Annotated in this window: 19 protein-coding genes; 9 read left to right on the forward strand and 10 right to left on the reverse strand. The window is 73.6% G+C overall.

The annotated features are described in order from the left end of the window. Positions 1 to 57: 57 nt before the first annotated feature. The 4 genes from rpsD to ABD220_RS06975 form a co-directional block, all read right to left on the reverse strand. Positions 58 to 690, reverse strand: a complete 633-nt coding sequence (gene rpsD, locus ABD220_RS06960) for a 30S ribosomal protein S4 (protein WP_344121044.1) — start codon at positions 688 to 690, stop codon at positions 58 to 60. A gap of 334 nt (positions 691 to 1,024) precedes the next feature. Next, positions 1,025 to 2,548 (reverse strand): glycerol kinase GlpK, encoded by a 1,524-nt coding sequence (gene glpK / locus ABD220_RS06965; RefSeq protein WP_344121046.1) that lies wholly within the window; start codon positions 2,546 to 2,548, stop codon positions 1,025 to 1,027. A 59-nt stretch (positions 2,549 to 2,607) separates the two neighbouring features. Next, a complete protein-coding gene (locus ABD220_RS06970) occupies positions 2,608 to 3,390 on the reverse strand; it encodes an MIP/aquaporin family protein (RefSeq protein WP_344121048.1) in 783 nt (260 codons plus the stop codon). Between the two features lie 158 nt (positions 3,391 to 3,548). Further along, positions 3,549 to 5,297, reverse strand: coding sequence for a glycerol-3-phosphate dehydrogenase/oxidase (locus tag ABD220_RS06975; protein WP_344121049.1), 1,749 nt, complete (start codon positions 5,295 to 5,297; stop codon positions 3,549 to 3,551). 119 nt (positions 5,298 to 5,416) lie between these two features. Between ABD220_RS06975 and ABD220_RS06980 the strand changes: the two genes are divergently transcribed. Further along, positions 5,417 to 6,373 (forward strand): sugar-binding transcriptional regulator, encoded by a 957-nt coding sequence (locus tag ABD220_RS06980; RefSeq protein ID WP_344121051.1) that lies wholly within the window; start codon positions 5,417 to 5,419, stop codon positions 6,371 to 6,373. A gap of 9 nt (positions 6,374 to 6,382) precedes the next feature. Here the strand turns inward: ABD220_RS06980 and ABD220_RS06985 are convergent, their stop codons facing one another. Continuing rightward, positions 6,383 to 7,864, reverse strand: coding sequence for a replication-associated recombination protein A (locus ABD220_RS06985; RefSeq protein ID WP_425552522.1), 1,482 nt, complete (start codon positions 7,862 to 7,864; stop codon positions 6,383 to 6,385). A gap of 183 nt (positions 7,865 to 8,047) precedes the next feature. Here ABD220_RS06985 and ABD220_RS06990 point away from each other — a divergent pair, with 183 nt between their 5' ends. After that, positions 8,048 to 9,352 carry a cation:proton antiporter gene (locus ABD220_RS06990; protein WP_344121052.1) on the forward strand — a complete coding sequence of 435 codons (1,305 nt, stop codon included), beginning with the start codon at positions 8,048 to 8,050 and terminating at the stop codon, positions 9,350 to 9,352. A 23-nt stretch (positions 9,353 to 9,375) separates the two neighbouring features. Here ABD220_RS06990 and dtd read toward each other — a convergent pair whose 3' ends face one another. Next, a complete protein-coding gene (gene dtd / locus ABD220_RS06995) occupies positions 9,376 to 9,828 on the reverse strand; it encodes a D-aminoacyl-tRNA deacylase (protein WP_344121053.1) in 453 nt (150 codons plus the stop codon). 56 nt (positions 9,829 to 9,884) lie between these two features. Here dtd and ABD220_RS07000 point away from each other — a divergent pair, with 56 nt between their 5' ends. Continuing rightward, entirely contained in the window at positions 9,885 to 10,484 is a 600-nt protein-coding gene (locus ABD220_RS07000; RefSeq protein WP_344121055.1) for a hypothetical protein, read from the forward strand. Positions 10,485 to 10,610: 126 nt separating this feature from the next. Here ABD220_RS07000 and ABD220_RS07005 read toward each other — a convergent pair whose 3' ends face one another. Then, positions 10,611 to 11,237, reverse strand: coding sequence for a maleylpyruvate isomerase N-terminal domain-containing protein (locus ABD220_RS07005; protein WP_344121057.1), 627 nt, complete (start codon positions 11,235 to 11,237; stop codon positions 10,611 to 10,613). A gap of 342 nt (positions 11,238 to 11,579) precedes the next feature. Here ABD220_RS07005 and ABD220_RS07010 point away from each other — a divergent pair, with 342 nt between their 5' ends. The 3 genes from ABD220_RS07010 to ABD220_RS07020 are packed head-to-tail and all read left to right on the forward strand — an operon-like array spanning position 11,580 to position 14,538. Next, a complete protein-coding gene (locus ABD220_RS07010) occupies positions 11,580 to 12,008 on the forward strand; it encodes a hypothetical protein (protein WP_344121059.1) in 429 nt (142 codons plus the stop codon). Then, complete coding sequence (locus ABD220_RS07015) at positions 12,008 to 13,246, forward strand: glutathionylspermidine synthase family protein (protein WP_344121061.1); 1,239 nt, start codon at positions 12,008 to 12,010, stop codon at positions 13,244 to 13,246. The genes ABD220_RS07010 and ABD220_RS07015 overlap by 1 nt, the downstream gene beginning before the upstream one ends. Then, positions 13,243 to 14,538 (forward strand): APC family permease, encoded by a 1,296-nt coding sequence (locus tag ABD220_RS07020; protein ID WP_344121063.1) that lies wholly within the window; start codon positions 13,243 to 13,245, stop codon positions 14,536 to 14,538. Before ABD220_RS07015 ends, ABD220_RS07020 begins: the two co-directional genes overlap by 4 nt. 268 nt (positions 14,539 to 14,806) lie before the next feature. Here ABD220_RS07020 and aspS read toward each other — a convergent pair whose 3' ends face one another. Continuing rightward, positions 14,807 to 16,627: an aspartate--tRNA ligase gene (aspS, locus tag ABD220_RS07025; RefSeq protein ID WP_344121065.1), complete on the reverse strand. Its 1,821-nt coding sequence runs from the start codon at positions 16,625 to 16,627 to the stop codon at positions 14,807 to 14,809. 145 nt (positions 16,628 to 16,772) lie between these two features. Here aspS and ABD220_RS07030 point away from each other — a divergent pair, with 145 nt between their 5' ends. Then, positions 16,773 to 18,086, forward strand: coding sequence for an APC family permease (locus ABD220_RS07030; protein WP_344121067.1), 1,314 nt, complete (start codon positions 16,773 to 16,775; stop codon positions 18,084 to 18,086). Positions 18,087 to 18,470: 384 nt separating this feature from the next. On the opposite strand, the gene hisS is transcribed toward ABD220_RS07030, so the two are convergent. After that, positions 18,471 to 19,829: a histidine--tRNA ligase gene (hisS, locus tag ABD220_RS07035; RefSeq protein ID WP_344121068.1), complete on the reverse strand. Its 1,359-nt coding sequence runs from the start codon at positions 19,827 to 19,829 to the stop codon at positions 18,471 to 18,473. 314 nt (positions 19,830 to 20,143) lie between these two features. On the opposite strand from hisS, the gene ABD220_RS07040 reads away from it, so the two are divergent. Both ABD220_RS07040 and ABD220_RS07045 read left to right on the forward strand, forming a co-directional pair. Next, a complete protein-coding gene (locus tag ABD220_RS07040) occupies positions 20,144 to 21,625 on the forward strand; it encodes a DUF349 domain-containing protein (protein ID WP_425552523.1) in 1,482 nt (493 codons plus the stop codon). A gap of 90 nt (positions 21,626 to 21,715) precedes the next feature. After that, positions 21,716 to 22,312: a type IV toxin-antitoxin system AbiEi family antitoxin gene (locus tag ABD220_RS07045; RefSeq protein ID WP_344121070.1), complete on the forward strand. Its 597-nt coding sequence runs from the start codon at positions 21,716 to 21,718 to the stop codon at positions 22,310 to 22,312. Positions 22,313 to 22,515: 203 nt separating this feature from the next. Here ABD220_RS07045 and ABD220_RS07050 read toward each other — a convergent pair whose 3' ends face one another. Continuing rightward, a complete protein-coding gene (locus tag ABD220_RS07050; protein WP_425552524.1) occupies positions 22,516 to 24,912 on the reverse strand; it encodes a RelA/SpoT family protein in 2,397 nt (798 codons plus the stop codon). Positions 24,913 to 25,008: the final 96 nt, after the last annotated feature.

The following is a 25,008-nucleotide window of genomic DNA, read 5'->3' on the forward strand; positions in this document are numbered from 1 at the left end:
CCTCTCCGCAGTAAAGGCCCTGCCCCCGGGGTGTCCCGGCGGCAGGAGCCCGCAGGATCAGGCCATGCGGGCGTAGTACTCCACCACGAGCTGCTCCTCGCAGGTCACGGGGACCTCGGCGCGCTTGGGCTTGCGCACCAGCTTGGCCTGCAGCTTCTCGATCTGCACGTCGAGGTAGCCGGGGGTGTCCGGCAGCACGGCCTGGTGCGCGCCGGCGGCGGCGACCTGGAAGGGCACCATCTTCTCCGACTTGGCGTGCACGTGGATCAGCTGGCCCTCCTTGACCTGGTAGGAGGGGCGGTCCACCCGCTGGCCGTCCACCAGGATGTGGCGGTGCACGACCATCTGGCGGGCCTGGGCCATGGTCCGGGCGAAGCCGGAGCGCAGGACCAGGGCGTCCAGGCGGGACTCCAGCAGGGCGACCAGGTTCTCACCGGTCTGGCCCTCCTGGCGCTTGGCCTCGACGTAGGCGATGTGCATCTGCTTCTCGCGGATGTTGTACTGCGCCCGGAGACGCTGCTTCTCGCGCAGACGGACGGCGTAGTCCGAGTCGGCCTTCCGGCGGGCACGGCCGTGCTCACCGGGGCCGTAGGGACGGCGCTCGAAGTACTTCTCGGCCTTCGGGGTCAGGGCGATCCCGAGGGCGCGGGACTTGCGCACCTGGCGGCGCGCACGCGTGTTGTTAGCCACGTTTACCTTTCACAATGCGGTGCTCTCCCCCGGCCGGCGTCCGGTTCGGGCGGAGCGTGTTCTGTTCGGTCCGGCCTCCGTGGACGGGATCGGTCCCGCCGGAGAGGTGAGGATCAGCCGCAATCCTCCTGTCCTGCAAGCGCCGTGGCCGCGCGCCGTGCACCGTGGTTGAGGCGGTGCGCCGGGCGTGCGGGAGCACGGGCCTTGCCGGCCGACGTTCCACTATAGCGTGTGCGGGGCCGTTGCGCGCCCCGCCCCCGCACGGGCCCCCCGCACGCCGGAGCGCCGCCCGTGTACCACGGGCGGCGCTCCGGTCCGGCGGAGCGGGCCGGTGTCAGTCGACGTCCTCGTCGACCCAGCCGAAGGACTTGGTCACGGCCTTCTGCCAGTTGCGGTAGAGCCTGCCGCGCCGGTCCTCGTCCATCGCCGGCTCCCACCGGGTGTCCTCGGCCCAGTTCGCGGTCACCTCGTCGGTGCCGGACCAGAAGCCCACCGCGATGCCGGCCGCGTAGGCCGCGCCGAGGGCCGTGGTCTCGGTGACCGCCGGGCGCACGACCGGCACGCCGAGCTGATCGGCCTGGAACTGCATCAGGAGCTCGTTGGCGGTCATGCCGCCGTCCACCTTGAGCTCCGTGATGTCCACCCCGGCGTCGGCGTTCATCGCCTCGACCACCTCGCGGGACTGGTAGGCCGTCGCCTCCAGGGCCGCCCGGGCGATGTGGCCCTTGTTGACGTAGCGGGTCAGGCCCACGAGGGCGCCGCGGGCGTCCGGGCGCCAGTACGGGGCGAACAGGCCGCTGAAGGCCGGCACGAAGTAAGCCCCGCCGTTGTCCTCCACCGAGGCGGCCAGCGGCTCGACCTCCGGGGCGGAGGCGATGATCCCGAGATTGTCCCGCAGCCACTGCACCAGGGACCCGGTCACGGCGATGGAGCCCTCCAGGGCGTAGACGGCGTCCTGGTCGCCGATCTTGTAGCACACGGTGCTCAGCAGACCGTTCTCCGAGTGCACCACCTCGGTCCCGACGTTCATCAGCACGAAGCTGCCGGTGCCGTAGGTGTTCTTGCCCATGCCCTTCTCGAAGCACGCCTGCCCGAACATCGCGGCCTGCTGGTCGCCCAGGATGCCCGCGATCGGCACGTCCTTGAGGAAGCCGCGGGTGCGGCCCTTGCCGTAGACCTCGGAGGAGGAGCGGATCTCCGGGAGCATCGACAGGGGGATGCGCATGTCGGCGCAGATCTCCGGGTTCCAGTCCAGTGTCTCGAGGTTCATCAGCATCGTGCGGGAGGCATTGGTGACGTCGGTGACGTGCACGCCCCCGTCCACGCCGCCGGTCATGTTCCACACCAGCCAGGAGTCGGTGTTGCCCATGAGCAGGTCCCCGCGCTCGGCCCGTTCCCGGGCGCCGTCGACGTTGTCCAGGATCCACGTGACCTTCGGGCCCGAGAAGTAGCTGGCCAGGGGAAGGCCCACCCGGTCCTTGTACCGGTCCGGGCCGGCGTCCCCGCCGAGCTCCTCCACGATCTTCTGCGTCCGGGTGTCCTGCCAGACGATGGCGTTGTAGACGGGCTCTCCGGTGGTGCGGTCCCAGACCACGGTGGTCTCGCGCTGGTTGGTGATGCCCACGGCGGCCAGGTCCCGGGCGCCGATCTCGGCGGAGGCCTCGGCGTCCGCGACGACCTTGCGGACGTTGCGCCAGATCTCCATCGCATCGTGCTCCACCCAGCCGGCGCGCGGGAAGATCTGCTCGTGCTCGAGCTGGCCGGTGCTGACGATCGAGCCCCCGTGGTCGAAGATGATCGCCCGGGTGCTGGTGGTGCCCTGGTCGATGGCCATGACGTACTTCTGGTCCGTGCTCATGGGTGGTACCTCATTTCGTGGTGGTGTCGTGTGGGTCGGACGGTTGTGGTCGGCCGGGCTCAGGCCGGCGTGTTGGCGTACAGCTGGTAGAAGCCGCCGGCGAGCACGGCGCCGATGATCGGGCCCACGACCGGGACCCAGGCGTAGGCCCAGTCGCTGGAGCCCTTCCCGCGGATGGGCAGGACGGCGTGGGCGATGCGCGGACCGAGGTCACGGGCGGGGTTGATGGCGTAGCCCGTGGGCCCGCCGAGGCTCGCGCCGATGCCGACCACGAGCAGCGCCACGGCCAGCGGCCCGATCTCCGAGGGCGTGTTGCCGAAGAGCAGGATCACGATCACGAGGACGAACGTGCCGATCACCTCGGTGAGCACGTTCCAGCCGTAGGAGCGCACGGCGGGGCCGGTGGAGAAAACGGCGAGCTTGACCTCCGCGTCGATGTCCTCGTCGAAGTGCTTCTTGTAGGCGAGGAAGGCCAGGACGGCGCCCAGGAACGCGCCGGTCAGCTCACCGGCGAAGTAGACGAGCGTGCTGACGAGGCCGACGGCCACGCCGGGGGCGTACTCCCCGGCGCCGCTGGCCCACAGGCCCACGGTCACGGCGGGGTTGATGTGCGCCCCGGACTGCCAGGCGACGTAGACACCGGCGAACACCGCCAGGCCCCACCCGAAGTTGATCATCAGGAACCCGCCGCCGAGGCCCTTCGTCCTGGGCAGCACGGCGTTGGCGACCACGCCGGCGCCGAGCAGGATCAGCATCGCGGTGCCCGCGACCTCGGACCAGAAGACGGTGGACAGGGAGATGGGCACGGCAGGCGCTACGGCCTGGACCACAACGTTCGACATCGACAGCACTGCGACTCCTCGGGTGGTGCGGACTGGACGGACCGGCCGCCCGTCGGGGACGGCCGGGGGGGCTTGGTGAAACGGGGAACAGCGCGGCGGCGGCCGGCGGACGCCCGGCCGGCGAACGCTCGGCCGGCGAACGCTCGGCCGGCGAACGCTCAGGCGCCGGAGGGGCGCACGAGCTCCAGGACGTCGGGGGCGGCGGCCCGTGCGGCGGCCGCCGCGGTGTCGTCGGGAGCCCCGGCGGCCGCGTCCTCCGCGGCGCAGCGCAGCCGGTAGGCCTCGACCTCGGCCCCGCGCCGCCGCCCGTCCCAGCCGAGGGCCTCGGCGGCGAGGTCCGCGACCTCCTCGACCGCGTCGAGGCCGTGGCGGGGCTGCTCCCACGTGAGCCGGGTACGCGTGTCGAAGAGGTCCTCGAGGTGCAGCGCGCCCTCGTGCGTGCAGGCGTGCACGATCTCCGCCCGCAGGTAGGCCGGGGCGCCCTCGAGGGGACGGCCGAGGTCGGGACGGTCCTCGACGAGCTCGGTGATCTCGGTGATCGCCGAGCCGTAGCGGCCGAGCAGGTGCTGCACCCGTTCCTCGTCCCAGTCGTGCCGGGCGCCCAGGGTGCCGGCCTGGCGGCTCAGCGCGAGGTAGCCCTCGGCACCCAGCAGCGGCGTGCGGTCGGTCACCGACGGCACGGCCTCGGCCCGTTCCTCGCCGAGGGCGAGGTCCACGGCGTCCTCCGCCATCACCCGGTAGGTGGTGAGCTTGCCGCCGGCGATCGTGATGAGACCGGGGGCGACCTCGGTCACGGTGTGCTCGCGGGAGATCTTCGTGGACTGCGCCTCCTCGTCGCCCTTCTTCGTGCCGGGCTGCAGCAGCGGTCGCAGCCCGGCGTAGGTGCCGATGACGTCCTCGCGGGTGAGCGGCCGGTCGAGGACCACGTTGGCGTGGTCGATGACGTAGTCGATGTCCTCCGCGGTGGCCACCGGGTTCACGAGGTCCTGGTGGTAGGGGGTGTCGGTGGTGCCGATGAGCCAGTACCGCGCCCACGGGATGATGAACAGCACGGACTTCTCGGTCTGCAGGATGAGCCCCTTCTCGCCGCGGATCCGCTCGCGGGGCACGATGATGTGGATGCCCTTGGAGGCGAGCACCTTCAGCCCGCCCTCGGCGTGGGCGAGGTCCTGGGTCTGCTCGGTCCACACCCCGGTGGCGGCGATCACCGTCTTGGCCCGCACCGTGTGTTCCCGGCCCGTCTCGAGGTCGCGGACGGTGGCCCCCACGACGCGGCCGCTGTCGTCCTTCGGGAAGGCGACCGCCTGCGTGCGGTTGGCGGCGAGCGCGCCGTAGCGCACGGCGGTGCGCACGATCGTCAGGACGAGGCGGGCGTCGTCGACCTGACCGTCCCAGTACTGGACGGCGCCGACCATGGACCCGGGCTTCACGTCGGGGAAGACCCGCTGCACGCCCTTGAGGCCGTAGTGGCGCTGGTAGGGCAGGGTCGCGACCTTGGCCCCGAGGTGGGCCAGGGCGTCGTAGAGGCCGATCCCGGCGGTGACGTAGGGGCGTTCCCAGAGGCGGTGGGTCAGCGGGTAGAGGAACGGCACGGGCTTGACGAGGTGCGGGGCGAGGAAGTCGAGGAGCAGCTCGCGCTCCCGCAGGGCCTCGGAGACGAGCTTGAAGTCGAGCTGCTGGAGGTAGCGCAGGCCGCCGTGGACCAGCTTGGAGGACCACTGCGAGGTGCCGCCGGCCCAGTCCTGGGCCTCGACGATGCCGGTGCGCAGACCCCGGGTCACGGCGTCCAGGGCGATGCCGGCGCCGGTGATCCCGCCTCCGACCACGAGGACGTCGAGCTCCGGGCCGTCGGAGAACTCGGCGAGCGCGCGGTCGCGTTCGCTGCTGGAGAGTGTGGGGTGGGCCATGGTGGGGAACTCCTCGAGGCGGTCGGTTGCGGATGGAAAGGTGCTCTGCATCACACTCTGTCGCGGGTTGCACCTATGCTCAAACCAAATGAACGGACGTGCAGGAGAGGGAGGGCCGCATGCACGGTGATGCCGAGCTCCACCACGCGGCGGAGCTGTACTACGTGCAGGGCATGACGATGGAGGCGGTGGCGGACCGGTTCGGCGTCTCCCGGCCCACGGTCTCGCGGATGCTGCAGGCCGCCCGGGAGCGGGGCATCGTGCGGATCAGCCTCGCCGCTCCCCCGGACGCGGGACACGACCTGTCCCACCGGCTGCGGGAGGCCTTCGGCGTCACGGTGCACGTGGCGGGCACGCCGCGCACGGCCACGGAGCCGCAGCGGCTGGAGTCGGTGGCCCGGGCCGCGGCGGGGATGCTCGGCGACTGGTTCGGGGACGGGATGACCCTGGCGGTCGCCTGGGGAATCACGACCTCGGCGATCGGGAACCATCTGCAGCCGAAGACCACGCGGGACGCGGTCGTGGTGCAGATGAACGGCGCGGTCAGTGCCCGCTCCACGGGCGCGGCGCAGTCCTCGGCACTGCTCGGGCAGATGTCGGCGGCCTTCGGGGCCGCCCTGCTGCCCTTCCCCGCCCCGGCGTTCTTCGACCAGGAGGAGACGCGGCGGCTGATGTGGCAGGAGTCCTCGGTGCGCCGGGTGCTGGCGGTGCGCAACGCGGCGGACCTGGCGGTGTTCAGCGTGGGGGCCTTCCGCGGGCCGATGATCTCCCAGGTGTACAGCAGCGGCTACCTCCCGGAGGACGCACTGCGGGAGCTGTCCGCGCACCGCGTGGTCGGCGACGTCTGCACGGTCTTCCTGCGGGAGGACGGCACCTACGCCGACATCGACTACAACCGGCGGGCGAGCGGGCCGACGCCCATGGAGCTGCGGCGGATTCCCCGCCGGCTGTGCGTGGTGGCGGGGGACCACAAGGTGCCGGGCGTGGTGGGCGCGCTGCGGGCGGGCGTGGTCACGGACCTGCTCATCGACGAGCGCACGGCCGCGTCGGTGGTGCGCCACCTGTTCGGCCGCTGAGCACGGGGGTCACCGGCCCCGGACGATGCCCCGCAGGATCTCGAGGCGGTGGGCGATCTCGCGCTCGCGGCCGTGCTCGGTGGGCCGGTAGTAGTCGGTGCCGACGAGCTCGTCGGGCGGGTACTGCTGGGCGGCCACGCCGTTGGGCTGGTCGTGGGAGTAGACGTAGCCGCGGCCGTGGCCGAGCTGGCCCGCGCCGGGGTAGTGGGCGTCGCGCAGGTGGAGCGGGACGGGTCCGGCCCGGCCGGCGCGGACGTCGGCGATCGCCTCGTTGATCGCGGTGTAGGCGGCGTTGGACTTCGGTGCGGTCGCCAGGTGGGCCACGGCCTGGGCCAGCGGGATCCGCCCCTCGGGCATGCCGATGAGCTGGACGGCGTCGGCGGCGGCGACCGCGGTCTGCAGGGCGGTCGGGTCGGCGGTGCCGATGTCCTCGGAGGCGGAGATGATGAGCCGGCGGGCGATGAACCGCGGGTCCTCCCCGGCCTCGATCATCCGGGCCAGGTAGTGCATCGCGGCGTCGACGTCCGAGCCGCGGATCGACTTGATGAATGCGCTGACCACGTCGTAGTGCTGGTCGCCGTTCTTGTCGTAGCGCACCGCCGCCCGGTCGAGGGCCTCCTCGGCGTGCTCCCGGGTGATCACCGGGACGGCCGGTGCGCGGACCCCGTCGTCCTGGTTCTCGTCCTGGTCCTCGTCCTGGTCCTCGCCGTGGCCGCCGGGCTCCGGCTGCTCCGAGAACGCGACCCCGGCGGCGGCCTCGAGGGAGGTCAGGGCCTTGCGCGCGTCTCCGCCGCACAGGTCCAGGAGGTGCTCGCGGGCCTCCGCGGAGAGCTCCACCTCCCCGCCCAGGCCACGGGGGTCGACGACGGCGCGGTCCAGCAGCGCCGCGATGTCGGCGCGCTCCAGCGGCTGCAGGGTGAGCAGCAGCGAGCGCGAGAGCAGGGGGGAGATCACGGAGAAGGACGGGTTCTCCGTCGTGGCCGCCACCAGCACCACCCACTGGTTCTCCACCCCCGGCAGCAGCGCGTCCTGCTGGGCCTTGGTGAAGCGGTGGATCTCGTCGAGGAACAGCACCGTGGTGCGCCCGTGCAGGTCCCGGTCCGTGAGCGCCTCGTCCATCACCTTCCGCACGTCCTTGACGCCTGCGGTGATGGCGGAGAGCTCCACGAACTTCCGGGACACTCCCCGGGCGATCACGTGGGCCAGGGTGGTCTTGCCCGTGCCCGGAGGCCCCCACAGGATGATCGACGACGGTCCCGCCGGTCCGCGGTCCTCCCCTGCCAGCACCTGCAGCGGGGAACCGGGCTTGAGCAGGTGCTGCTGGCCCACGATCTCGTCGAGGCGGCGGGGGCGCATCCGCACCGCCAGCGGCGCCCGGGAGCGGGTCCGCCGCGACCGGGCGGCGGGGCGGGCGGCACCGTCCCGCTCGTCCCCGGGAGCGCGGGATCCGGGATCGGAGGCGTCGAGGTCGTCGAAGAGGGAGCCGGTCACCCCCTCAGGCTAGCGGCTGGGTCCCCCGCAGCCTGTCCCAGGAGGCGTCGATGGGCGTATGATCAGCGTGCTGATCACGTCGGCGCCACCGGCGGGCGCCCCCGCGCGGCGACGGCCACGGCCGCCACGGCGCGGGAACCACGGCGCGGGATCCCGCCCGGCCGTTCCAGGAACGAGGTACTGGTGTTCGAGGCCCCCAGTGTGCTCTTCACCGCCGCAGGGCTGGCCGTGTTCGCGGCCGCCCTGCTGCCCCGCCTGCTCGTGCGGGCCCCCGTCTCGATGCCCATGGTGTTCCTGGGCGCCGGGGCGGTGGCCTTCTCACTGGCCGACACCCTGCCCGATCCGGACCCGGTGGCCCACAGCGGCGTCACCGTGCACCTGAGCGAGATCTGCGTGATCGTCTCGCTGATGGGCGCCGGGCTGGCGCTGGACCGCCCGCTGGGACTCCGGCGGTGGGCCACGACCTGGCGGCTGCTGGGGATCGCCATGCCCCTGAGCCTGCTCGGAGCCGCTCTGCTGGGGTGGTCGGTGCTGGGGCTGAGCGCGGCCGGCGCCGTGCTCGTGGCCGCGGCGCTGGCCCCCACCGACCCGGTCCTGGCCTCCGAGGTCCAGGTCGGCGAGCCCTCGGAGTCCCAGGAGGACCTCGACGGCGAGGACGAGGTGCGCTTCGGGCTCACCTCCGAGGCGGGGCTCAACGACGGCCTCGCCTTCCCCTTCGTCTACCTGGCGATCGCCCTGAGCGTCGTGGGCACCGCTCCGGGCGCGTGGCTGCCGCACTTCGTCTCCGTGGACGTGGCCTGGCGGATCGCCGTCGGCTGCCTGTTCGGCGTCCTGGTGGGGCTGCTCCTGCGACGGCTCTTCTTCCGCTCCCGGCTCGGCACCGTCCGCGGGGCTGCGCAGACCGAGGGGTTCGTGGCCCTGGCGGCCACGTTCCTCACCTACGGTGTGGCCGAGATGGTCGAGGGCTACGGCTTTGTGGCCGTGTTCGTGTGCGCGGTGACCATCCGGGCGGGCGAACGGGTGCACGGCGCGCACCGCGTGCTGCACAGCTACATCGAGCAGCTCGAGCGGCTGCTCACCGTGGTGGTGCTCGTGCTCCTGGGCGGCGCGGTGGCACGGGGGCTGCTCGCCGGGCTCACCTGGCGCGAGGTCCTCGTCGCGGCGGCCTTCCTGCTGCTGGTGCGCCCCCTCGCCGGGTGGATCAGCCTGCTCGGCGGCCGGACGGGCCCGTGGGAGCGCAGCGTGCTCGCCTTCTTCGGCGTGCGCGGCATCGGCTCGGTCTACTACCTCGCCTACGCCCTGTCCGAGGGCGAGTTCGCCGCGGAGGACCAGGCCCTGTGGCGCATCGTGGGGCTGGTGATCGTCGCCTCGGTCGTGCTGCACGGGGTCACCGCGGGGCCCGTCATCGCGGCCCTCGACCGCGCCCGGCGGCGCCGGGCGCGGAAGGAGACGGGCACGGAGGCGGCCGCCCCCCGCACGGCGATCTGACCGGCCCGCACCCGGGCCCGGGCTCAGGCCCGGCGGGGCCGTTCCAGCTCGGCGCTGTCCAGGACCAGGGTGAACGGGCCGTCGTTGACGAGCTCCACCTGCATCGCCGCCCCGAAGCGGCCGGTCTGCACCCGCGCGCCGAGATCCCGCAGCGCCTGGACGTAGGCCTCGAACACCGGCTCCGAGACGGGGCCCGGAGCGGCGGCCGACCACGAGGGGCGCCGGCCCCGGCGGGCGTCGCCGTAGAGCGTGAACTGGCTGACGGCGAGCACCGGGGCCCCGAGGTCGGCGCAGGAGCGGTCGCCCGCCAGCAGCCGCAGCGTCCAGGTCTTCTCGGCGAGCTTCGCGGCCGTTCCGGCGTCGTCGTCGTGGGTCACGCCCACCAGGGCCACGAGGCCCGGCTCCTCGATCGACCCCACGACGTCTCCCCCGACGGTCACGGCGGCCCGGGCCGCCCTCTGCAGAACGATGCGCATGCCCCCCAGTCCACCACAGTCCGGGACGGGTCCGGACCCCCCGGTAGCCTCGTGCCATGGCCACCGCGCGCAGCACGTCCCCAGGCAGCACCCTGGTGGCCGAGGTGTTCGCCCCCGCCCCGCTGGTGCTGTCCCTGCTGGTGCTCGCCGGCTGGTCGGGGGCCGGGTGGCCCGGGGCCCTCTGGGGCCTGGGGACCGCCGTGGTCGTGGCGTCGCTGCCCATGCTCGTGCTGCGGGCGCTCGCCCGCCGCGGGCGGGTGGACGGGCACTTCGTCCGGGTCCGGGCCCAGCGGCTGGCGGTCTACGCCGCCACCGGGGTGCTCACGGGCCTCGTGGTGGCCGCCGAGCTGGCGCTGGGCGCCCCGGCGGTCGTGCCGGTGACCACCGCCTTCGTGCTGCTGGGCCTGCTGGTGCTGCTGGTCGTGACCCTGTGGTGGAAGATCTCCGCCCACGTGGCGATGGCGTCGTGCTGGGCCGTGGGGCTCGGTGTCCTCCTCGTCCCCTGGGCAGCGGCGGCTGCCGCGGCGGTGCCGGTCGCGGTCGCCGTCTCGCGGGTGCGCACCGGCGACCACACCCCGGCGCAGACGGTCGTCGGGTCGCTCGTGGGAGTGCTCATCGGGCTGGGCTACGGGGCCGCCGTCGGCACGGTGCTCTGAGCCGGGGCCCGGTTCCGCAGGCTCCGGCAGGTCAGGGACCGGAAGCCCGCGGGGATCCGGTCCGCGGGCCCCGGTGCTCCCGGATCTCCGGATCCCCGTCCCCCGGACCCCGGGGGACGGGCCGGCTCAGTCCAGGACGGAGAAGCCCGGCGGCAGCGGTCGCCGGCCCGTGAGCGACAGCAGGACCCCGGGCAGGTGCCCGCCGCGGGCGGCGATCTCCAGCACCGTCTGCCCGGCGTCGGCCAGGACGTGCTCCGGAGGTCTCCGGTCGAGTCCGCAGGCCTGGGCGACGTCCAGGCCGTGGACGGCCAGCTCGAAGGTGCGGGTGGGGACGTAGGCGCGCAGCCGGGTGCCGCCCACCACGGTGCGGATCAGGGGGTCCTCGCCGAGCGGCACCCGGGCCAGGGCGTCCCGGGCCCGGCCCAGCGACGCCCGGACGGTGACGGCCGGGTGCCGGCCGAGCTCGCGGCCGGCGGCCACGCCCCGGGCCGCGACCTCCGCGGGGTCCGTGGCCGCGGCGGAGAGCGCGTAGTACTGGGCCACGTCGGTGCAGGTCTCGTCCTCGGCGGGGACGGTGAGATAGGTCCCGAGCGTGACGAGCGCGCGGTGGGCGTGGCCCACCAGCGCCCGCACGTCCCAGGTGCCCAGCCCCGGACGCGTCCAGTGGTGCGGGCGGAGCTCCTCGACGAGGTCGGCGAACCAGGCCCCGGCGTCGAGCAGGGCGGTGCGGGCGGCGGCGGGATCACGGCTCATGGTCTCCCCTGGGTGCTGCGGGCGGGGACGGGTCCGACCGGTCGGGCGGGACACGGCCCCGGAGGTGACCGAAGCATACTGCGGGGCGCCGGCGGCGCGGCCGATGTTGCTCCCGGTTGCGCCCGCACATCCCCCGGTCGGCGTGGGACGGGCCGACGGACCGGGACACGGGCCGGGCCCGGGGGACCCCGTGGCGGCCCGGACGCCGTACGCTCGGAGGAGACGGCACGGGCTCGCCGCCGCGTCCGCGCCGACTCGTCCCGCCCCGTTGCGTGCGGCTCTGTCCCGGGCAGCCTCTGTCCCGCGCAGGCCCCGTCCCGCTCCCGTCCCGGAAGGCCCAGCATGCCGCCCCGCCCCTCCTCACGGACCATGGCCGCCGCCTCGATCGGCGCCCTGACGATCGCCCTGACCGGTTGCGGCCAGGACGCCCAGGACGTGCAGGAGGTGGACTCCGACTACGCCCAGATCTGCGTCCAGGACCCGGACGGGGAGGGCGGCGCCGAGCCCGTGCGGGTCGACGACGACGAGTGCGACGACGACCGCGGGCCGCGGGTGGGCGGCTTCTTCCCCATGTGGGTGCTCATGAGCTCCGCCCGCGCCGCGGCCGTCCCCGCCGTGGGCTCGCCCGTGCGGGCCTCGGCGGGCTGGACCACCGGCCGCCCGCCGGCCTCGGCCACCGTGGCCCGCGGTCTGCCCCGGGACGGGACCGCCGTGGGCAAGAGCGGCGTCTCCCGCGGCTTCGGCGGGTCGAAGAGCGGCTGGGGCTCCTGATGCGGCGGATCGACGGCCTGGCGCCGCGCCCCGGCTGGGAGCGCACCATCCGCGACGAGGGGCTCACCTATGCCCTCACCGAGCGGCCCGACGGCAGGCGCTTCTCGTACTGGAACGAGACCGCCGCCTACGTCTTCTCACCCGACGAGGTGGACGAGCTGGAGTCCGTCACGGACGAGCTGCACCGGATGTGCGCCGAGGCCGCCCGGTACCTGGCCACCGGCGCGCTGGGCACCCTGGGGCTGTCGGAGGCGGCCTTCGAGCTGGCCCAGCACTCCCTGCGGCTGCGCGAGCCCTCGATCTACGGCCGCTTCGACCTCGCCTGGGACGGGACGGGCCCGCCGAAGATGCTCGAGCTCAACGGTGACACCCCCACCGGCCTGGTCGAGGGGGCGATCTGCCAGTGGAGCCGCATGGAGGCGCTGTTCCCGGGCCTGGGCGAGGACCACCCGGAGTTCGACCAGCTCAACGGCCTGTGGCCCATGCTCGTGGAGCGGTGGCGGCAGCGGCTGCCGTACTCGGCCACGAAGACCCTGCACGTGGCGTACACCCGCGAGGAGGAGTCCGGGGAGGACGCGGCCAACGCCGCCGTGCTGGCGAACACCGCGGTCGAGGCGGGCTACCGGGCCGTCCTGCTGCCCGTCGAGGACGTCCGCTTCGACACCCGGTCCCGCGGCTGGGTGCACGCGACCGGGGACGTGGACGAGCCCGTGGTGGTGGGCCCGATCGAGGAGGTCTTCGCCCTGCACCCGTGGGAGCACATGGTCGGCGACGGACCCGGCGCGTTCGTGCTCGACGACCCCACCCTGATGCACCACTGGTACGAGCCGGCGTGGAAGATGTTCCAGTCGAACAAGCTGCTGCTCGTGGCCCTGTGGCGGTGCTTCCCCGGGCACGAGAACCTGCTGGCCGCCCACCCGGACGGGCCCGGTGAGCTGCGGGAGTGGGTGCGCAAGCCGGTGTTCGGCCGCGAGGGCGACGGCATCGAGATGCACGCCCGTGACGTGCGGATCCGCTCCGAGCACCCCCATGACTCCCCGCTGGACGTGTGGCAGGCCTACACGCCCATCCGGAACTTCCCCGGCTCCGACGGGGCCCCCAACCACCCGGTCATCGGCTCCTGGGTGGTGGGCGAGGCCGGCGCGGCCGGCATCGGCATCCGCGAGTCCGACGGCCCGCTGACCGACTACTACTGCCGGTTCGTGCCCAACGTCATCGACAAGAAGGGTCTGCTGTGACCGCCCACCTGCTCCCCCGGTCGATCTCCACCACCACCTCGGCGGTCATCGGGTCCACCTCGATCGCCCCGTTGTACTCGGCGGTGGTCACCGTGGGGCTGATCCACGCCCTGGTCGGTGCCTGGACCCCAGTGGTGCTGGTCGGCGCCGTGCTCCCCATGGTGGTCGTCTCGATCTGCTTCGCCCGCCTGGACGCGCTCTACGAGGACCAGGGCACCGTCTACCGGTGGGCCCGTGAGGCCTACGGGGCGTTCACCGGGTTCCTGGGCGGCTGGGGGCTGTGGCTCTCGGCGACGCTCGTGCTCGCGTCCCTGGCGTGGGTCACGGCCGACTCCGCCCTGTTCGCCCTCGGGATCGGCGCGGGGCCCTGGGCCACCACCGCCGTGGCCGCCCTGCTCATGGCGGCCTTCGCGGCGGTGTCCTCGACCGGCATCAGGATCTCGGCCGCCGTGCAGTGGGTCCTGGCCGTCCTGCAGCTCATCGGGGTGGGCGTACTGGTGTGGGCAGTGCGCACCGCACCGGCCCTCCCGCCCGGCACAGGTCCCGAGGACGGGGAGTGGACCGGCTTCTACGGCGCCGCGGAGCTCGCCACCGGCACCGGCGTCTCGGCGGGGGACGTGGCAGCGGCCCTGCTGCTGGCCCTGTTCCTGTACTGGGGATGGGACTCCACGTTCTCGCTCACCGAGGAGTCCACCACCCAGCGGGCCCCGCGGGTCTCGGCGTGGATCGCGCTGGGCGTGGTCGCGGCCGCCTACGCCGCCATCGGCTGGGCCTACGCCCCGGGGTCCTCGGTGGCCTCCCCGCTGCTGGCCGCGCTCGTGGCGATCTCCGCGGGGGCGTCCATCGGCACCACCATGATCCCCACCTCCCGCGGCCTGATGTCCATGGCCCGCGGCGGGCACCTGCCGCGCCGCTTCCTGTCCCTGTCCTTCGCCACGTGGTCCACCGCCGCCGTCGCCGCTGCCTGGATGGCGTTCTCCGGTCCGCTGTTCGACGACTCGATCGGGATCATCTCGGTGCTCGTCGCCCTGTACTACGGCCTGGCCTGCGCGGCGGTCGCGAAGCTCGGACGGACGGCCGGGGCACGGGCCCTCGGCGCGGTGGGCGCCGCGCTCATGGCGGTCGCCCTCGTGCTGACGGGCGCGGAGTACACGCTGACCGCCTCGTGGGTGTGGGTGGGCCTGGGGCTGGCGCTGCTCGTGGTCCCGCTGTGGTTCCTGCTGGGCCGCGGCCGCGAGCCGCTGCCGGGCGCCCACGAGCGCACCCCGCACCTGGAGAGCCTGCTCGACTGATCCGCTCCGGTCGCACCCGACCGGCCGCACCGCCCCGGCGCGCCTGCGCGGCTGCGCCTGCCCGGGCGGAGCTCGTCCGGCGGGGCCTGCCCGCCTCGATCAGCCCAGTGGGACCTGCCCATCGGCCCGGCCGGATCGGCCCCACCGGCCCGGCCCACCCGGCCCTACCAGCTCGGCCTGCCGGACGGCGCCGGTACGCGCAGGGGCCGGTCCCCGTCGTCGTCGTGCACGACAGGGACCGGCCCCTGCGGGGAGAAGCGCTGACGGATCAGGCGTCGACCGGCTTCTTCGCCCGGTCCCCGGACGGCGCCTGGGACGCGGCGCCGGCCTTGGCCTCGGGCTTGGCGTCCACCCCGGCCTCCTTGCGCTGCTGCGGGGTGATCGGCGCCGGGGCGGCGGTCAGCGGGTCGAAGCCGTTGCCGGTCTTCGGGAACGCGATGACCTCGCGGATGGAGTCCGTGCCCGCCAGGAGGGCGACCACGCGGTCCCAGCCGAAGGCGATGCCGCCGTGCGGGGGCGCGCCGTACTTGAAGCCCTCGAGCAGGAAGCCGAACTTCTCGTCGGCCTCCTCCCGGCCGATGCCCATGACCTCGAAGACGCGGCGCTGCACGTCCTGCTGGTGGATGCGGATGGAGCCGCCGCCGATCTCGTTGCCGTTGCACACGATGTCGTAGGCGTAGGCCAGCGCGTGCTCGGGGTCCTGGTCGAAGCTGTCCAGGAACTCGGGCTTGGGCGCGGTGAACGCGTGGTGCACGGCGGTCCACTGGCCGGCGCCCACGGCGACGTCCCCGGACTCGACGGCCTCGGCCGCGGACTCGAACAGGGGCGCGTCCACGATCCACACGAACGCCCAGGCGTCCTCGTCGATCAGCCCGGTGCGGTGGCCGATCTCCACGCGGGCGGCGCCCAGCAGGGCGCGGGAGGACTTCTTCTCGCCGGCGGCGAAGAAGATGCAGTCCCCGGGCTGCGCGCCGGTCGCGGCGGCGAGGCCCTCGCGCTCGGCCTCGGTGATGTTCTTGGCCACCGGCCCGCTCAGGGTGCCGTCCTCGCCGACGAGCACGTAGGCCAGGCCCTTGGCCCCGCGCTGCTTGGCCCACTCCTGCCAGGCGTCCAGGGTGCGGCGCGGCTGGGACGCCCCACCCGGCATGACCACGGCGCCCACGTAGGGGGCCTTGAACACGCGGAAGGTGGTGTCCTGAAAGTACTCGGTCAGCTCGGTGAGCTCCAGGCCGAAGCGCAGGTCCGGCTTGTCGGAGCCGTACTTGGCCATCGCCTCGGCGTAGGTCATCCGGCGGATGGGGGTGGGGATCTCCACGTCGATGAGCTGCCACAGGGCGGCCACGATGCGCTCGCCGAGGGCGATGACGTCGTCCTGCTCGACGAAGGAGGCCTCGATGTCGAGCTGGGTGAACTCTGGCTGCCGGTCGGCGCGGAAGTCCTCGTCCCGGTAGCAGCGTGCGATCTGGTAGTACTTCTCGATCCCGCCGACCTGCAGCAGCTGCTTGAACAGCTGCGGGGACTGGGGCAGGGCGTACCAGGAGCCCGGGGCCAGGCGGGCCGGGACCAGGAAGTCGCGGGCGCCCTCGGGGGTGGAGCGGGTCAGCGTGGGGGTCTCGACCTCGGTGAACCCGTCCTCGTGGAGCATCTCGCGGGCCACCCGGTTGGCGTCCGAGCGCAGCCGCATGATCCGGGCCGGCTCGGGCCGGCGCAGGTCCAGATAGCGGTGCCGCAGCCGGGCGTCCTCCCCGACCTCCACGTGCTCGTCGATCTGGAAGGGCAGCGCGGCGGCGGTGTTGAGCACGGTCACGGTCTCGGCCATGACCTCGACCTCGCCGGTGGCCAGAGCCGGGTTCTCGTTGCCCTCGGGGCGGCGCTCCACGGTGCCGGTGATCTGCAGGACGAATTCGTTGCGCAGGTGGTGGAAGTCCGCCTCGTCGCGCACCACGATCTGGGCGACCCCGGAGGCGTCGCGCAGGTCCAGGAAGGCCACCCCTCCGTGGTCGCGGCGCCGGCCAACCCAGCCGGCCAGCGTGACGGTCTCTCCGATGTGCTCGGCGCGCAGGGCGCCGAGGTTGTGGGTGCGCAGCACTGAAAAACCCTTCGTTGTTCGGGAGGTGCGGACGGGGCCGCGCTCATCGCGCGTTGGCCCGGTGTTTCCCCGGTGCCCCTACTCTCGTTCCGAAAGACGAGTTTACAGCCCGGCACTCCGGGACCAGGACGACGACAGGACGACCATGAGCACCTCCCCCGGCCACCCGGCCCTGGCCCGCCGCCTGGGCGCGCTCGACGCGACCGTCATCGGGGTGGGCTCGATGGTCGGGGCCGGGGTGTTCGTGGCCTTCGCCCCCGCCGCCGCGTTCGCCGGGCCGTGGCTGCCCGCGGCCCTGCTGCTGGCCGCGGTGGTCGCGTGGTGCAACGCCACCTCCACCGCCCAGCTGGCCGCCGTCCACCCCGCCTCCGGCGGCACGTACCTCTATGCGAACCGGCAGCTGGGCCCGTGGCCGGGGTTCGTGGCCGGCTGGGGCTTCGTGACCGGCAAGACCGCGTCCGCGGCGGCGATGGCACTGACCTTCGGCCTCTACGCCGCGGAGCTCGCGGGGACCGACGACGCCGGGGCGCGGCTGCTCGCCGTGGCCGCCGTCCTCGGTCTCACCGCGGTGAACCTCGGGGGGGTCACGCGCACCGCCCGGCTGACGAAGCTGCTGGTGGCCCCGGTGGTGGTGGTCCTGCTGGCGGTGGCCGTCCTGCTGCTCTCGGGTACGGGTCCCGCCGCGGGCGGGTCCGGTCCGGGAGATGACCCCGGGACCGGAGCCGCCGCGTGGGACGGGTCCGGGTGGGGTGTACTCCCCGCGGCGGGCATCCTCTTCTTCGCCTTCGCCGGCTACGCCCGGGTGGCCACGCTGGGCGAGGAGGTCCGGGACCCGGCCCGCACCATCCCCCGGGCCGTGCTGGGGGCGCTGGCGTTCACGCTGCTGCTCTACGGACTGCTCGGTCTCGGGCTGCTGCGCTTCCTCGGCGTCGACCGGCTGGCGGCGTCGACCGCCCCGCTGCTGACCGCGGTGCGGGAGTCCGGCTGGGCGGCCGGGCCGGCGGCCGCGGGCGCCGTCGTCGTCACCGCGGCCGCCGCCCTGGCCACGCTGGGGGCGCTGCTGGCCCTCGTCGCCGGGATCTCGCGCACGGCCCTGGCCATGGCCCGCGAGCGCGACCTCCCCGGCCCGCTGGGCGCGGTGTCGCAGCGGCACCGGGTGCCGTGGGCGGCGGAGCTGGCCGTGGCCGGGATCGTGGTGGTGCTCGTGCTGGCCGGCGACGTGCGCACGGTCATCGGGTTCTCGAGCTTCGGGGTGCTCGTCTACTACGCGCTGGCCAACCTCTCGGCGCTCACGCTCGAGCAGCGCCCGGGATGGGCGCCGCGGGCGGTCAACGCGCTCGGGCTGGCCGGCTGCCTGGTGCTGGCCGTCACGCTCCCGTGGCAGTCGGTGCTCACCATGCTCGGGGTCTTCGCCGTGGGCCTGGCCGGACGAGCCCTGGCACTGGCGCGGCGGCGCTGAGTCCCCGCACGGGGTCCCGTCACCACGGGCCGAGTCCCGCCCTCCGGCCACTGCCCGCGCCGAGCCCCCACATGCTTGACGCCACCGGGGCCCAGTCCCCACCCTCCGGCCACTGCCCGCGCCGAGCCCCCACATGCTTGACGCCACCGGCGCCCACAGTCCCCACCCCCCGGTCACCATCTCGCGCCCAGTCCCCAACCTCTCGACGCCATCGGCGCCGAGTCCCCACTTCAGCCGCAATTCCCCAGAAAAAACCTGGGGAAACGGAACGGAACTGGGGGCTCGGAGCGGGACCGGGGACTCGGCGGAACGGGCGGGCAGAGGGTGCGGACGCGGCGCAGCCGGCGGGGCGGCGGAGCGGGAGGGCGGGCGGTCAGCACCGGGTCAGGACCCCGCGGCGCGCACGACCGGGCGCAGGTCCGCGGCCGGCGGGGCCCAGGAGGCCGGGTCGGCGGAGACCTGCTCGCCCGAGCGGATGTCCTTGACCTCGTGGGCGAGCATGCCGTCCTCGCCGCGGACCGTGAACCACACGTAGGGGATGTCTCGGCGCTCGGCGTAGCGGATCTGCTTGCCGAACTTGGCCGCGCTCGCGGAGACCTCGCACGCGATGCCGCGCTCGCGCAGCTGCTGGGCCACGTCCTGGGCCGGGGACCAGGACTCCTCGTCCGCCAGCGAGACCAGCACGGCGGTGGGGACCTTGCGGGAGGGCGCGGCCATCCCCTGGGACAGGATGCGGGAAACGAGCCGGGTGACGCCCACGGACAGGCCCACGCCAGGGTAGGTCTTCTTGCCGGTGGACGCGAGGGACTCGTACCGGCCGCCGGAGCACACGGAGCCCAGCTGCTCGTGGCCCACGAGCACGGTCTCGTAGACGGTGCCGGTGTAGTAGTCGAGCCCGCGGGCGATCGAGAGGTCGGCGACCACCGTGCCGGGGGCGCGGCGGGAGGCCTCCCCCACCACCTCGGCGAGCTCGCGCAGCCCCTCCTCGAGCAGCTGGGTGTTGACCCCGAGCGCACGGACCTGGTCCACGAAGGAGGTGTCCTCGGTGCGGATCGCCGCCAGCTGCAGCGCGGCCTGCGCCTGCTCGGGGGTGGCACCGACCTCGTCGCACAGGGCCTGGGCGACCCGCTCGGGGCCGATCTTCTCGAGCTTGTCGATGTTGCGCAGCACCCCTGCGGTGTCCTGCAGGCCGATGCCCTGGTAGAACCCCTCGGCCAGCTTGCGGTTGTTGACGCGCAGCACGAACGGCGGGATGGGCAGCCTCGACAGCGCGTCGATCATCACGAGCGCGAGCTCGACGTCGTAGCGGAACGGCAGCGTGCCGTCGCCCACCACGTCGATGTCCGCCTGGGTGAACTCGCGGGCCCGTCCCTCCTGGGGGCGCTCGCCGCGCCACACCTTCTGGATCTGGTAGCGGCGGAACGGGAAGGCGAGGTGCCCGCCGTTCTCCACCACGTACCGGGCGAAGGGCACGGTGAGATCGAAGTGCAGCGCGAGCTGGTCGTCACCGCGCTCGGCGGGGGCGGCGTCCTCGTCCTCCTGCAAGCGGGAGACGACGTAGACCTCCTTGTCGATCTCGCCCTTGCGCAGCAGCTGCCCGACCGTCTCGACGGCGCGGGTCTCGATCGAGGAGAACCCGTGCAGCTCGAAGCTCTCCCGCAGGACGTCGAGGACGTGCAGCTCGACCAGACGCTCCTCCGGAAGCCATTCGGGGAAACCGGACAGGGAGGTCTTGCGGGCCATGGGGACGTGCTCCTCGGGTGGGCGGCGGCGGGACGGGTGGACAGCCGGCCCGGACGGGCCCGACGGTTCCGCACTCATCCTAGGGACCCCCCGGGGCCCGGCCCAAAGCCCCGGCCGGACCCGGCCCCGCGCCGTGGCCTCCGGCCCCGGGCCGACGGCGGCGCGCGGGGCTGCACCTGGGGCGGCCCCGGTGGGCACCCGACAGCCGGAGGTGGTCGCCTCGGTAGTATGGGTCTGACGACAGTCCGAAGCCGGACGACGACGCCGGGCACGCTCCCGGGGCCGCCGCCGGCGAGAGCGAAAGAGTTTCAGCGGTGACAGAACGTCTCGAATCCGACGACCGGCCCACGCCCCGCCCCGCCCCCGCCCCGGGACCCGTGCCGAAGCCGGGGGCCCCCCGGCCCGGCGCCCCCGCGGCACCGGCGCAGGCCTCCCCCGGCCCGGCCCCCACGCCCGCGGAGGTCCCGCCGGCCGCGGCCCCGGCGTCGGCCCCGGCCTCGGCGGCGACCTCGTCGGCGGCGCCGGCACTCGCCTCACCCGAGTCCGTCGCCCGTGCCCGGGCCTTCGGCCGGGTCACGGAGGACGGCCACGTCTACGTGGTCGTCGACGGCGAGGAGGTCCTCTGCGGGCAGTTCCCGGACGCCACCGAGGACGAGGCGCTGGGCTACTTCGCCCGGAAGTTCGACGACGTCGAGGCGCAGGTCGCGCTGCTCGAGCAGCGGGTGGCCGCGGGCGCGCCCTCGGCCGACATGCAGAGCACGGTGGAGCACCTCGCCGAGCAGGTCGGTCAGCGCACGATGCTCGGGGACGTCAAGGCCCTCGAGTCCCGCCTGGAGGCCCTGCGCCCGGCGATCCGGGAGCTGGAGGCCGCCGAGCGGGCCGCCCACGAGGCGCAGCGCGCCCAGAACGTCGCGGCGCGGGAGGCGATCGTCGCGGAGGCGGAGCAGATCGCCGCCCAGGACCCGCAGCGCACGCAGTGGAAGCAGTCGTCGGCGCGGATGGCCGAGCTCTTCGACCAGTGGAAGACCCACCAGAAGTCGGGCATCCGCCTGGGCCGGGCCGCGGAGGACGCCCTGTGGAAGCGGTTCCGCACCGCGCGCACCACGTTCGACCGGAACCGCCGTGCGTTCTTCTCGCAGCTGGACGCCGACAACGCCGAGGCCAAGAAGGCCAAGGAGGCCCTCATCGCCGAGGCCGAGGCCCTGTCCAGCTCCACCGACTGGGGTGCCACGGCCGCGGAGTACCGCCGTCTGATGGACCGGTGGAAGGAGTCCAAGCGCGCGTCCAAGAAGGACGACGACGCCCTCTGGGCGCGGTTCCGCGCCGCCCAGGACACCTTCTTCGCGGCGCGCAAGGCCGACAACGACCGGATCGACGAGGAGTTCGAGGGCAACCTCGCCGTGAAGGAGCAGTTGCTCGCCGAGGCGAAGGCGCTGCTGCCGGTCACGGACCTCAAGGCCGCCAGGCGGGCCCTGGGCGACATCCTGGACCGGTGGGAGCAGGCGGGGAAGGTCCCGCGGGCCCACATGCGCCGGGTCGAGGCCGAGCTGCGCGCCGTGGAGGACGCCGTGCGCCAGGTCGAGGACGAGAAGTGGCAGCGCTCCAACCCGGAGACCAAGGCGCGGTCCAACTCGATGCTCACCCAGCTCGAGTCGAAGATCGAGGACCAGGAGGATGCGCTGGCCCGGGCGCAGGCCACGGGGGACACCAAGCGCGCGGCCAAGCTGGAGGGCGAGCTCGCCACGAGCCGCGAGTGGCTCGAGACGCTGCGCCGTTCGGCGGCGGACCTGCGCTGACCGAGGACGCGCCGGAGGGCCCCGGGGCGCGCTGTCCACAGCGCGCCCCGGGGCCTTTCCCGTGCCGCGGCGGTGGGCGAGAGTGGGCCCATGGACGCCCCGCCCTGGCACCCCGACACCCTGTTCCTGCCCGCGCGGCCCTTCTCGCGCGCCGAGCTCTCGGCCCTCGTCACGGACGGGGTGCTCGTGCCCGTGGTGCTGGAGGCGCACGTGCTGCGCGGCCGCCCGGTGACCCGGGCGGTGAAGGTCGCGGCGCTGGAGGCGCAGCTGCCCCCGCACCTGCTCCGGCGCGGGGTGCTCGGGCGGCTGTCCGCCGCGTGGTTCTACGACTGCGCCGGGCGCCCCAGCGTCCTGCCGGTGCTGCTGGACAAGCTGCGCCGCACCACCATGTCCCCGGTCCCCGAGGGGCTGGCGCTGCACCAGGTCACACTGGGGGACTACGACGTCCACGACGCCGGGCCCGTGCACGTCACCACGCCGCTGCGCACCGCGGTGGACCTGGCCCTGCACGTGCCGGGGCGGGAGGGGGCCGCTGCCCTGGAGAAGCTCATGCACGCCCCGCACCTGCACTGCCCACCCCCGCTGGTGCAGGCCGCCCTCGATAGCTTCGAGCGGATGCCCGGCCGGCAGGCGGCGCTGCTCCGGGTCCGCCGCGCCGCTCGGGCCGTCGGCCGCCCGCTCCGTTGACGAGGGCGGCCCAGAGGACCGGGCATGGACCGGACTGTCCGTGGTCCGGTCCGCGGGAGGACGGTACGGGCACGATGCGGGGACGGCGCGGCACGGGCACCGGTGGGCTCAGCGGCGGTTCCGCGCTCAGCCCGGTCACCCCGGCGACCGATGGGCTCAGCGGCGGTTCCGCGCTCAGCCCGGCCGCCCGGCGGCCGGCGGGCTCAGCGGCCGGTCGGCTCCGAGATGGGCCGGTTGCCCGAGGTGCGGTAGACGTCGTACACCCCGTCGATGCGGCGGACCTGGTTGAGCACGTGGTCCAGGTAGCGCGGGTCCCCCATCTCGAACGCGAAGCGGGAGATCGCCAGCCGCGCCTTCGAGGTGTGCACCGAGGCGGAGAGGATGTTGACGTGGTTCTCGGAGAGCACCCGGGTGACGTCCGAGAGCAGGGACTTGCGGTCGAGGGCCTCCACCTGGATCTCGACCAGGAACACGCTGGACTGCGTGGGCGCCCACTCGACCTCCACCACCCGCTCGGTGGACGTCAGGGCGAGCATGTTGGCGCAGTCCTTCCGGTGCACGGAGATGCCGGCACCACGGGTCACGAAGCCCGTGATCTGGTCCGGCGGCACCGGGGTGCAGCAGCGGGCGAGCTTGACGTAGACGTCCGAGGCGCCCTGGACCGTCACCCCGGAGTCGGACACCCGCGGACGCACCGGCTGGGTGGCGATGGTCGTCTCTGCGAAGTCCTCCTCGGCGCCGTCGGCCCCGCCGAGGTCGCCCACGATCTTCGCGACCACGTCGTGGGCGCTGACCACGTCGGAGCCGATCGCCTCGTAGAGGGAGCTGATGTCGGTGCGGTGGAAGTCCTGGGCCACCGCGAGCAGGGACTCCTGGGTCAGCGTGCGCTGCAGGGGCAGGTGGTGCTTGCGCAGGGCACGGGTGAGCGCGTCCTTGCCCTTCTCGATGGCCTCCTCGCGGCGCTCCTTGGAGAACCACTGGCGGATCTTGTTGCGGGCCCGCGGGGACTGCACGAACTTCAGCCAGTCCTGCGAGGGCCCGGCGTGCTCGGACTTGGAGGTCAGCACCTCCACCCAGTCCCCGTGCTGGAGCTCCGAGGACAGGGGCACGAGCTTGCCGTTGACCCGGGCTCCGATGGTCTTGTGCCCCACCTCGGTGTGCACGGCGTAGGCGAAGTCCACGGGCGTGGAGCCGGCGGGCAGGGCCATGACCTCGCCCTTGGGGGTGAACACGTACACCTCGGACGTGTTGATCTGGTAGCGCAGGGAGTCGAGGAACTCGGAGGAGTCCTGGGTCTCCTCCTGCCAGGACACGAGCGAGCTGAGCCAGGCGAGGTCGCCCTCCATGGCCTTCGGGGTCGCGGAGTTGGCCTGGTTGGCCTGGTCCTTGTACTTCCAGTGCGCGGCCACGCCGTACTCGGCGCGGCGGTGCATCTCGTGGGTGCGGATCTGGATCTCCACGGGCCGGCCGTCCGGGCCGATCACCGTGGTGTGCAAGGACTGGTACATGTTGAACTTGGGCATGGCGATGTAGTCCTTGAACCGCCCCGGCAGCGGCCGCCACCGCGCGTGCAGGGCGCCCAGCGCCGCGTAGCACTCGCGCACCGTGTTCACCAGGACCCGCACCGCCTGCAGGTCCTGGATCTCGTCGAAGTCCTTCCCGCGCACGATCATCTTCTGGTAGATCGAGTAGTAGTGCTTGGGCCGGCCGGTGATGGTCGCCTCGATGCCGGCCTCGGACAGGTCCAGGGCGATCCGCTCCCGGATCTTGGCGAGCGAGCGTTCGCGCTGGGGCTGGCGCTCCCCCACCATCCGCACGATCTCCTCGTAGACCTTGGGATAGAGCGCCGCGAAGGCGAGGTCCTCGAGCTCCCACTTGATCGTGTTCATGCCGAGCCGGTGGGCCAGCGGGGCGAAGATCTCGAGCGTCTCGCGGGCCTTCTTCGAGGAGGAGGTCTGGGAGACGAACCGCCAGGTGCGGGCGTTGTGCAGGCGGTCGGCGAGCTTGATGACGAGCACCCGGATGTCCTTGGCCATCGCCACGATCATCTTGCGGACGGTCTCGGCCTGCGCGGCGTCCCCGTACTGCACCTTGTCCAGCTTCGTCACGCCGTCCACGAGCGAGGCGACCTCTTCGCCGAACTCGGCGCGGAGCTGGTCGAGGGTGTAGTCGGTGTCCTCCACGGTGTCGTGGAGGAGTGCGGCCACCAGGGTGGCGCCCGTCATGCCGAGCTCGGCGAGGATCGTGGTCACGGCCACGGGGTGGGTGATGTAGGGGTCGCCGCTCTTGCGCTTCTGCCCCTCGTGGCACTTCTCCGCGACCTTGAAGGCGCGCTGCAGGACCTCGAGGTCCTCCTCGGGGTGGGTGGCGCGCACGGTGTGCAGCAGGGGCTCCAGGATCGGCGAGTGGTCCATCGGCCGGCCGGAGAGATAGGACAGGCTCGACCGGGTGCGGTCGCTGCGGCCCGGGAACACGGCCCGGCGGAGCAGCGGCCGGGACGCGGGCACCACGTAGTGCGTGCCGGCCATGTCCGAGCGGCGCGGCGGGGTCGGTGCGGCGCCCTGGTCCGTGGGGACGGCCCCGTCGTCGGACGAGCTCATGACCGAATCTTCCTTCCCATGCTATGCACGCGGGGCGGCGGCCGTGCGGCCGCCGCCCCGGTCGTCGAGTCCGGATCGGGTTCGACAGGTGCTGCT

Origin of the sequence: Kocuria aegyptia, from assembly GCF_039530085.1 — a bacterium.
GTDB lineage: Bacteria > Actinomycetota > Actinomycetes > Actinomycetales > Micrococcaceae > Kocuria > Kocuria aegyptia.

What these genes read in the sequence shown, in the direction of transcription:
- ABD220_RS07045 (WP_344121070.1), top strand. Translation starts at nt 21,716, where the DNA reads ATGGACGCCCCGCCCTGGCACCCCGACACCCTGTTCCTGCCCGCGCGG.
- hisS (WP_344121068.1), bottom strand. Translation starts at nt 19,829, where the DNA reads ATGGCCCGCAAGACCTCCCTGTCCGGTTTCCCCGAATGGCTTCCGGAG.
- ABD220_RS06980 (WP_344121051.1), top strand. Translation starts at nt 5,417, where the DNA reads ATGCACGGTGATGCCGAGCTCCACCACGCGGCGGAGCTGTACTACGTG.
- ABD220_RS07010 (WP_344121059.1), top strand. Translation starts at nt 11,580, where the DNA reads ATGCCGCCCCGCCCCTCCTCACGGACCATGGCCGCCGCCTCGATCGGC.
- dtd (WP_344121053.1), bottom strand. Translation starts at nt 9,828, where the DNA reads ATGCGCATCGTTCTGCAGAGGGCGGCCCGGGCCGCCGTGACCGTCGGG.
- ABD220_RS07005 (WP_344121057.1), bottom strand. Translation starts at nt 11,237, where the DNA reads ATGAGCCGTGATCCCGCCGCCGCCCGCACCGCCCTGCTCGACGCCGGG.
- ABD220_RS07050 (WP_425552524.1), bottom strand. Translation starts at nt 24,912, where the DNA reads ATGAGCTCGTCCGACGACGGGGCCGTCCCCACGGACCAGGGCGCCGCA.
- ABD220_RS07030 (WP_344121067.1), top strand. Translation starts at nt 16,773, where the DNA reads ATGAGCACCTCCCCCGGCCACCCGGCCCTGGCCCGCCGCCTGGGCGCG.
- ABD220_RS07000 (WP_344121055.1), top strand. Translation starts at nt 9,885, where the DNA reads ATGGCCACCGCGCGCAGCACGTCCCCAGGCAGCACCCTGGTGGCCGAG.
- ABD220_RS06970 (WP_344121048.1), bottom strand. Translation starts at nt 3,390, where the DNA reads ATGTCGAACGTTGTGGTCCAGGCCGTAGCGCCTGCCGTGCCCATCTCC.
- glpK (WP_344121046.1), bottom strand. Translation starts at nt 2,548, where the DNA reads ATGAGCACGGACCAGAAGTACGTCATGGCCATCGACCAGGGCACCACC.
- ABD220_RS07015 (WP_344121061.1), top strand. Translation starts at nt 12,008, where the DNA reads ATGCGGCGGATCGACGGCCTGGCGCCGCGCCCCGGCTGGGAGCGCACC.
- ABD220_RS06975 (WP_344121049.1), bottom strand. Translation starts at nt 5,297, where the DNA reads ATGGCCCACCCCACACTCTCCAGCAGCGAACGCGACCGCGCGCTCGCC.